At 69.5% G+C, this 6,004-nt stretch carries 3 protein-coding genes and 1 pseudogene; 2 read left to right on the top strand and 2 right to left on the bottom strand.

What is annotated here, in order from left to right; all coding sequences use genetic code 11:
• Positions 1–400 precede the first annotated feature (400 nt).
• Together ACIBBH_RS42250 and ACIBBH_RS42245 are read right to left on the bottom strand one after the other, a co-directional pair.
• Positions 401–1,705 carry an FG-GAP and VCBS repeat-containing protein gene (locus tag ACIBBH_RS42250; protein WP_399414274.1) on the bottom strand — a complete coding sequence of 435 codons (1,305 nt, stop codon included), beginning with the start codon at positions 1,703–1,705 and terminating at the stop codon, positions 401–403.
• A gap of 813 nt (positions 1,706–2,518) precedes the next feature.
• A complete protein-coding gene (locus tag ACIBBH_RS42245; protein WP_399414272.1) occupies positions 2,519–2,776 on the bottom strand; it encodes a YybH family protein in 258 nt (85 codons plus the stop codon).
• Between the two features lie 928 nt (positions 2,777–3,704).
• Between ACIBBH_RS42245 and ACIBBH_RS42240 the strand changes: the two genes are divergently transcribed.
• Entirely contained in the window at positions 3,705–4,952 is a 1,248-nt protein-coding gene (locus ACIBBH_RS42240) for a hypothetical protein (RefSeq protein WP_399414270.1), read from the top strand.
• A 20-nt stretch (positions 4,953–4,972) separates the two neighbouring features.
• A pseudogene (locus ACIBBH_RS42235) lies at positions 4,973–5,535 on the top strand (transposase); the annotation flags it as partial.
• Positions 5,536–6,004 lie beyond the last annotated feature (469 nt).

Raw genomic sequence — 6,004 nt, 5'->3', positions numbered from 1 at the left:
TCGCGGCCGAGGGCGCGTACGCCCCGGCGCAGCCTGCCGCGGGGGGGGGGGGCCCCCCCGCCCGCCCCCGCGGCCCCCCCCCCCCCCCCCCCCCCCCCCCCCCCCCCCCCCCCCCCGCCCCCCCCCCCCCCCCCCCCCCCCCCCCCGGCCCGCCCCCCCCCGCCCCCCCCCCCCCCCCCCCGCCGCGCTTCCGTTTCCTCGTCGCCCGGCCGGTGCCGTGGTTGGGAGGCTGAGGGGTTGGTGCCTCCATGGCGCCTGCCGCCTGGTCGACCCGGCGCCCGGCGCTGTCCGCGCCGATGCCGCCAGGTATGCGGCCAAGGACGGGCCAGGGCCGGCGGGCCAGCGGCGACACCCCTCGAGGCGGTCTTCGCGCGCATAGTGGGGTGCCGCCCCTCCGTGCCTACCTGGCGAAACGCTGGCCCAGCACGGGATCGCCGTTGAGACCCGGCAGGTCGCCGGGACTGAGGTGCGAGGCGCCATGCCCGGTCACGCCGCCCCTGGTTCCAGGCAGCATCCAGACCGAGCCGGTGAAGTGCCCCTCACTTTCACCCTCGCCCGAAGCGCCTACCGCCAGATCTGCCCGGTGATCGCCGTTCATGTCGGTCAGGCGTACCGCCCCGCCGAAGCCGTCACCTTCGGCGGGGACCGCCCCCACGGCGCTGGAGTCCAGTAGCTGGGCGCCAGTGTCCGTCAGGCCCCGTGGGCCGCCCTTGAGGAAGAGCACCGCGCCCGCCTGGTCCACACCGTGCACGCGTAGACCTGGCGCTCCGGCCACCAGGTCGGCGTACCCGTCGCCGTCGACGTCACCGGAGTCCAGGGCGGTGAACACGGCCTCGCCGCCGGACAGTTCCATGCTGGGAACGCCTGGGACGTCGCGATCGACAGTGGTGGTGCGGGGCCCGGGCCCGGTCTTGCTGCCGTAGACCACCTCCAGGGCGGTGCGCGTTGTCTGATCATTGCGGGGGCTGACGATCAGATCGGCGTATCCGTCATGGTCGACGTCGCCGACCGCGCCCGTCCCGGCACCGGGGAGGTGCTTGCTGTCCGGCTTGGTGAAGCCGTTCGGGCCGCCGGCCAGGTAGCTGCTGCTTCCGGTCCGCCCCGTCCAGCTGGAGACGTCATTTCTGTCGGTGTGGAAGCTCACCAGATCGTCGGTGCCGTCGCCGTTGAGGTCACCGGCCACCAGGTCCCTGAGCACCAGATCGCCGTTCGGGTCGTCGGGGAGGTGCGGAGCGGGGACCTTCCCGGTGTCCTCCGCAGCCCCCTTCCGGCTGAACGGCCCCATCAGCAGGCCTTTCCTCGATCCCAGACCGGTGACCAGATCCACATGACCGTCACCGTTGAAGTCGCCGGCCGCGAGCTGCTCCCCGGCGATGTCGGTGACGCCGCCGGGTACGTGACTTCCGTCCGTGCCCCGGATGCGGCTGGCACTCGCCAGCCCGTTCCTGGACCCCCACAGCATGATCACGTGAGAGGCGTTGCCCTCGAAGACGGTGGCCGCGAGATCGGTACAGCCGTCCTCGTCGAAATCGCGGGCAACGGCCTCACTCCCGAACTCCGCCTCCTCATTGGCCTCTCCCGGCACGGCAGGGTCCGCCTGGGTCAGAAGCTGGCAGCGGCCAGGACCGGTCCCGTCACCGGAACCGTACGCCACGGCGATATTCCCGGCCACATAGGTGTCGCCCACATCCCCGCTTCCGGACATGGCCAGATCGGCATGCCCGTCGCCGTCGAAATCGGCCTGCGGTGCGGCGCCGGCCGGGTGTGTCGGCGTCCTGGGCCCGGCCGCCGGGTCCCCGGGGTGCGGGGCAGCAAGGGACCCGGCGCCGTGACATCTCTGCGGCGCGGCCACACTCCCGCCCTCACTTGGACCGGAACACGTCGACAAGGCGACCACCGCCACCACCGTCACGCCGATACCGGTGGTCTTCTGACGGATACTGGCGCGTCGGCGCACAGAAGCCTCCCTTGTCACATCGTTGGGCCACACCCGGGGTCTGCCGATGACCGCGACGGGCGCCGAGACGCACAACCCGGAGTCGCAGTCGCACCAGTCGGAGGTGCTGTTCTGGTGGAGGTGCAGGCGCGTACACGTCATTGATGAGCGTGATGACCAGGTCGTCCAGGGTGGCGAAGTAATCCAGTTCCAGTGTTGTCAGGTCTGGCACGCGCCCAGACAGGTGCTGCCAGTCCAGCTGCGTCAGAGCCGCATGTGGCCGTAGCCATCACGCAACGCGGCCAGAGTCCGGAACGGAGTGCCCGGTCAGCTGGTTGACGGCTGCCCGATGTGTCTCCAGACGATGCGCTGCGGCGCGGCGAGGGCCCGTAGGCGCCGGGCGAAAGGACCGCTCGGCGGAAGCCATTTTCGTGGTGAACGAAGCGGACAGTCTCGGTGTCCTACCGCCGCCGGATCTGGTCACTCAGGCGCGTCTACTCGGGCGCGTACCAACCAGGCCGAACGGGCTGTCCACGCAGTAGCGCCAGTTGCCATCTGTGCCGCGGCGGGCGACTTCGACAGTCACCCCGGACATCGATCGGGGGGCGTCGGGGCCGTGCCGTCGAGCGTCCAGGCACCCGCAGGAGGGCGATACCGCCGCACTGCGAAGGTCGGTTCGAGCGAGAATCGGTCGACCACCGCCGGCAGCACCGCCAGCGCCTCCCGCACCGCAGCACGGCCCACGGCCTGCCCGCCGTCGGGACCGACGGATACCGCGTCGTCCTCGTAGAGGGCCATCAGGGCGTCCAGGTCGCCGTCGGCTAAGTGCTCGAGGAGCAACTGCTGGAGACCGATCCCGATCTGACATGGAGACTCCTTGGCGTCGAGGTCCGATAACGGTAGGTCCGGGCGTTCGGACCGAACACGCCCACGCCGGTGGAACGACCGGGGCGTGGTGTCGTAATCGTGGCCTTGGGCCTCGCGGGTGCGGCTGTCCCGGTCGCCACCTTAAAGAGAGCATGTCGGCTCGCCCGTATCCAGGGGACGCTGTCCCCCGGGTGGCCCGGCCGGAGGGCCATCGGGCAACAGCCATCCAACGCGGCGACGGTCTGCGGCCGTCCGACGTACGCGACCACCTGTTCAGCCCTGCTCACCGCACCCCCGCCCAGATCGTCCTGCGGTGATCCACCCCACGCTGAAGGTCATCGAAGTGGACGGCCACGGCCTGTCCGGCGAGGCTGGACGGCAGCGTTTGCCCCCACGCGGAACCGAAGGCGTCACCCCAACTGCAACTGCTGTCCGCATTAGGCGCGTAGGGGCTATGGACGGGCGTACTGGCATTTCGCCGTAGAGGCGGTAACAGCCGTTCCGTCTCGACTCTGCAACAGTGATGCTCGGTTGAGCCGTTGTTTCGCTACCTCATTGCTCATACGAGCGAAACTGCGAGATTAGGAGACCAGGGAGTCACGAAGTCGTGATTGCTTTTCAGACATCGCTTGCATAGCATCGACCGCCGCTGGACTGCTCGGGATAGCCAGCAGTCCCACGGGACCGCCACACATCGCGGAATCACTGCTCTGGAGTGGTGTTTTTTTGCGCCACCCCTGCTGTATGGATCCCGGATAAGCGCTTCATGTCCGGAGTCCATCACCTGTGACTGAGCGCCACACCTGGCGGGTTTCGCCAACTGAAGCGCTCCTATCGATTGAGTCAAGATCCAGACCGAGCCGTTACCAGCCCGTAAGTCGCACCGCGGAGGCTTTTCCGCATGTATCCACTCCCCCGCCCCCTTGCCGCCATTCCGGCCCTTCTCTGCGCGGGCGCCCTGCTGCTCACGGCTACGGGGTGCGGCACGGACTCCCATCCGACCGGCTCCCGGGCCACGGGCTCCGCCGACACGGCGGACCCCAGTGGCAAGGGCACCCCGCCCAAGGGTCCTGCGGGCTCCCTCACTTGGCAGTTCGAGCACATCGCGGACTTCAGCGGAGAGCTCACCGATGTTGCCGTCCTGGCCAAGGACGACATCTGGGCAGTCGGGACCGAGAACAACGGCGAGTCCAACGCCCACCTACTGCACTACGACGGTACGCAGTGGAAGCGCAAGCCCCTTCCCGAAGCTCTCGGCACCACCGACTACCCGCCACTGCTCGAAGAGGTCGGCGAGGAAGCACTGTGGCTGCGCCCGCAACCCGACGAAGAGGGCACCGCCGTGAACCCCTGGGCAAGGTGGGACGGCACCCGCTGGTCCGCGGTGCCGAGCCCCCCGCCAGGGAAAGTCAGGGACTTCGAGGCCGCGGGCCCTGACGACATCTGGGCCCTCGACGGGGAGCACACCGCCCAGCACTGGGACGGCACCCACTGGGCCGTGACCCGGCTGCCGTACCCCGCCTCCGACCTCGCCGTGGTGGGACCAGACGACGTCTGGGCGGTCGGCAGCCGCTCGACCGGGCCGGGCACCGAGCTGAGCTACGGCGAGCGGTACAGCCAGCCCGCCTCGATGCACTGGGACGGCACGTCCTGGAAGCCGGTGGAAACCCCACAAGCCCGCTTCGAGGAGCCGATCCCACCGGAGCCCAGCGCCGGCCTCGGCCAGGTCTTCGCGCTCGACAGCGGTGAGGTGCGCGCGTACGGCAACAACACCTTCAACCACGGCGAGGTCGACAACGAACCCGCGGACGAGTACATCCGGCTGCGCTGGAACGGCTCGAAGTGGGTCGAGCAGGAGCACGCGCCCGGCGGGTGCACTCTGCGGACCCCCGTGGGGCAGGACGACGAGGGCCTGTTCCTCGACGGCAACTGGTACCTGACCGACGACGGCCGGTGTATGAAGATCAAGCACCACCGCCTGCCGCTGTCGACCGGTGCCCGCAAGGGGTCGAACCAGTCGCTGTGGCTGAAGGAGATCCACCGGGTGCCCGGCACCGACGAGTGGCTGGGAGCCGGACAAGTTGAGGTCAGCCAGTCCGGCGATCCCTTCGGCGCCCCCGTCGTCGTACGCCTGAAGCGCGGCGGCTGACCTTCTTGGCCGGCAGCCGGCCAAGGTTCGGGGTGTCAAAGTCTGCGGCCGGCCGCATCGTCGACCACCTCGGGCCGGCGCTCGCGCTGCAGCCGCGTAAGCGGTTCCGCAAGGACACCGTGCTGATCGTGGACGGCACTCTGGTGTCCGCACGCGACCACAGCATCGCCGAGCAGTCGAAGAACTACCGGTACTCGACCAACCACCAGGTCGTCATCGACGCCGACACCCGGCTGGTCGTCGCCGTCGGCCGGCCGGTCGCGGGCAACCGCAACGACTGCAAGGCGGGGGAGCTGTCCAGCGCGAAGGGCGCCGTCGGCCACACCAAGGTGATTGCCGACGGCGGCTACCGGGGCACCGGTCTGGTCATCCCGCGCACCGTCGCGAGCGCGGCCAGGCCGAACTCCCGGCATGGAAAGAGGAGCACAACGCCTCGCACCGCAAGGTCCGTGCCCGCGTCGAGCACGTCTTCGCCCGCATGAAGAGCTGGAAGATCCTCCGCGACTGCCGTCTCAAGGGCGACGGCGTGCACCACGCCATGCTCGGCATCGCCCGCCTGCACAACCTCACCCTTGCCGGATGACGGGGCGAAGAAGGCGTAGACCTGTGGCCAGGGCGGGAAGCCGCAGAGCATCGCCCGCATTTGATGCCGTCGTCGACGAGGTAGCGCACTGCGTCGATCATCTGCCGGTGGCAGTAGCCCTCCGGCCGGCTGCACCCATCGGCCATCCAGGCCGGCACCGGCAGCAGGTCCCGAACCAGTGCCCACTCCGTATCGCTAATGTCCGAGCCGTCACGCTGGTCGCTCCGTTCCCGAACCGGTGGGCGAGACAGTCGTACTCCCGGGGTGGCCCGGCTGGACTACCCGGACCACCACGCAACACTTCGGCACCAGGGCCTTGCTGGGTGCGGCCACCGGATGGTGGTGGGCCGCACCCAGCCAGTCGGCTTCCTGCGGTTTAGACGTCGTTTCTGATGGTGTGATCGCTCGTTGAGCCGTGCATGACGGATCTGGTGGAGCGGTTGGTGCCGGACGAGTTGTGGACGCTGTT

The organism is Streptomyces sp. NPDC051636 (assembly GCF_044453765.1).
Lineage (GTDB): Bacteria > Actinomycetota > Actinomycetes > Streptomycetales > Streptomycetaceae > Streptomyces.
Note: the sequence above shows the minus strand (reverse complement) of the source record. Positions and strands in the feature narration are given on the sequence as shown.

Coding starts and splice junctions, on each gene's coding strand:
- ACIBBH_RS42240 (WP_399414270.1), top strand. CDS start 3,705: ATGTATCCACTCCCCCGCCCCCTTGCCGCCATTCCGGCCCTTCTCTGC.
- ACIBBH_RS42250 (WP_399414274.1), bottom strand. CDS start 1,705: ATGTCCGGAAGCGGGGATGTGGGCGACACCTATGTGGCCGGGAATATC.